The following is a 2,574-nucleotide window of genomic DNA, read 5'->3' as shown; positions in this document are numbered from 1 at the left end:
CATGGTATTGTTCATTGCAGCTAGCGCATTCGCTTTTGTTCCACCGAAATACGCTGTATATTCTCCTGTACAGGACAATGCCAGTCTGAATGTTCTCAGTTTTGCATCATCTGCATTTGGTCTTGCAACTAAATTTGTAGTGTTTGCAACGCCTTTCTGTGCAACATCAATAACAGTACATTCAAATTTGCTTAAATCGTCTTTCTTGTCGGATTTTTTATAAACCACATACGTTGAAAGATCTTTTGAATAAGGCTCGATGAAAACCGCTGATTTATCTCCGTAGATTTCCATAGAAGACAGTCCTAATGGAGAAACACTGAAATAAACTGTAGAACCGGAGTCTCCCAATCCTTCACCAACGTACGATTTGATGTCCGGATATTTTGCTGCCAGTTGAGGATCAAAGTTAGAGTTTTCTCTTACTTTAAAATTTTCCATTTTTCCCTCAGAATTCGGGAACGAGATAATAATTTCAGACTTTTCTCCTGCTGCAAGTCTTTTTGGAGCTTTGGCAAGAGCATTTTTTAAACCATTAATATCCAGACTGTAGATTTTTGGATTGTTAATGGTTAATTTGTTTTCAAAAATTTCAGTAGCTGATTTTCTTGACGATTCAGACCAAAGTCGATCGGTCTGAGCGAATGAAATACCTGATGCAAGCATTCCAATCACCAATAGCTGTTTTCTCATACAAGTTTTCTATTTGATTGTGGAATTCCAAAGCTAATGAAAAAAATGTTACGAAAAACAAAATTTTTTAAGAAAAATTTAGACAATACGATTAAACAATTATGCAATACATTAAATATCATCATATAGTGAATTTCTCAAAAAAAGAAAATAGCACCCGCAAAATACTGATGCTATTGAATTATTAATAGTTTAATTCTAATTTTTAAAACTTATCATCTGCAGTTGGTCCGTAAAGTCCCGGAACTTTATTTCCTGTGGATCTTAAATACACTACCAACTCACCGCGATGATGGTACAAATGATTATACAGAAACGAACGGATAACCTGAATTTTAGGCATTGGCGGAAATATCGAATTTCCTCCCATTTCCATTTTCCACTCGTTCATCATGGTGTTTTCATCCCAACTTTCAATGGCTTTCTGCGCTTTAGCAACATTTTCTTCAAATTTGGCAACAATATTTTCCGCTTTGGAAATATCACCTTTGTCGTATTGGTATGTTCTCATATCGAATACATCCTGATTAAATGTTCCGTCGTACCAGTTGTAAACTTCGGCTACGTGAGAAGCCAGCTGTGCTGTTGTCCAGTTAATTTCAGACGGCTTGTAATCCAAAGCACTGTCCGGAATTGCCTGTAAAAGTTTTCGGGTGTTTTCTGCTTCATGCAAAAATTCACCTAATAATGCCTGTTTAATCATTTGTTGATGTTTTTTGAAATAATTTAGTTAAAATTTATTTTGTAATATCTCTGCCAATAACCAGTCTCTGGATCTCGGAAGTACCTTCTCCGATGGTGCAAAGTTTAGAATCTCTGTAGAATTTCTCTACCGGGAAATCTTTGGTATAACCGTATCCTCCGAAAATCTGCACCGCGTTATTAGAAATTCTTACGCAGGCTTCAGAAGCATATAATTTTGCCATTGCTCCTTCTTTTGTCATTTTCTGCTTCGCATTTTTTAGAGTTGATGCTCTTTGGATTAATAGTTCCGCCGCGTCAATTTCTGTCGCCATATCTGCTAACATGAAATTAACTGCCTGAAATTCTGAAATAGATTTTCCGAACTGCTGTCTTTCTTTAGCATATTTTAAAGCAGCTTTGTAAGCTCCTCTTGCAGTTCCTAAACTTAAAGCGGCGATAGAAATTCTTCCTCCGTCAAGGATTTTCATTGCCTGTTTGAAACCTTCACCTACTTCTCCCAATCTGTGAGAATCCGGTACACGAACGTTATCAAAGATTAATTCAGCCGTTTCGGAAGCTCTCATTCCCAGTTTGTTTTCTTTTTTACCTGAAGAAAAACCGGGCATTCCTTTTTCCAGAACAAATGCAGTGGAATTATTTTTAGCTCCTTTTTCACCTGTTCTCGTCATCACAACAGCGATGTCTCCTGAAATCGCGTGAGTAATGAAGTTTTTTGCCCCGTTAATGATCCATTCGTCACCGTCTTTTACCGCAGTAGTAGACATTCCTCCGGAATCTGAACCTGTATTGTGTTCTGTAAGTCCCCACGCCCCGATTACTTTACCGGAAGCCAGCTGAGGAAGCCATTTGTTTCTCTGCTCTTCGTTTCCGAATTCGTAAATATGGTTGGTACAAAGTGAATTGTGTGCTGCCACAGAAAGACCGATGGATGGATCTACCTGAGAAATTTCGTCAAGAATTGTTACATATTCATGATAACCAAGACCTGAACCTCCATACTGTTCCGGAATAACGATCCCCATGAACCCCATTTCTCCTAACTCATGAAACAAATCTTTAGGAAAAGTCTGGCTTTCGTCCCACTCCATAATATTAGGTCTAATATTCTTTTCAGCAAACTCTCTTGCCGTTTCCGCTATCATTTTGATGTTGTCAATAGTCTCTGTATTCATATAG

At 37.8% G+C, this 2,574-nt stretch carries 2 protein-coding genes and 1 pseudogene; all 3 read right to left on the bottom strand.

The window, feature by feature from the left end; genetic code table 11:
- A pseudogene (locus WFK35_RS22095) lies at positions 1 to 693 on the bottom strand (reprolysin-like metallopeptidase); the annotation flags it as partial.
- A 205-nt stretch (positions 694 to 898) separates the two neighbouring features.
- The gene (locus tag WFK35_RS22090) at positions 899 to 1,396 is read right to left on the bottom strand and encodes a DinB family protein (RefSeq protein WP_336734740.1); all 498 of its coding nucleotides are present in this window, start codon (positions 1,394 to 1,396) and stop codon (positions 899 to 901) included.
- A 34-nt stretch (positions 1,397 to 1,430) separates the two neighbouring features.
- The gene (locus WFK35_RS22085; RefSeq protein ID WP_076390246.1) at positions 1,431 to 2,570 is read right to left on the bottom strand and encodes an acyl-CoA dehydrogenase family protein; all 1,140 of its coding nucleotides are present in this window, start codon (positions 2,568 to 2,570) and stop codon (positions 1,431 to 1,433) included.
- Positions 2,571 to 2,574 lie beyond the last annotated feature (4 nt).

Origin of the sequence: Chryseobacterium sp. VD8 (genome assembly GCF_037149975.1) — a bacterium.
Taxonomy (GTDB): Bacteria; Bacteroidota; Bacteroidia; order Flavobacteriales; family Weeksellaceae; genus Chryseobacterium; species Chryseobacterium indicum.
Note: the sequence above shows the minus strand (reverse complement) of the source record. Positions and strands in the feature narration are given on the sequence as shown.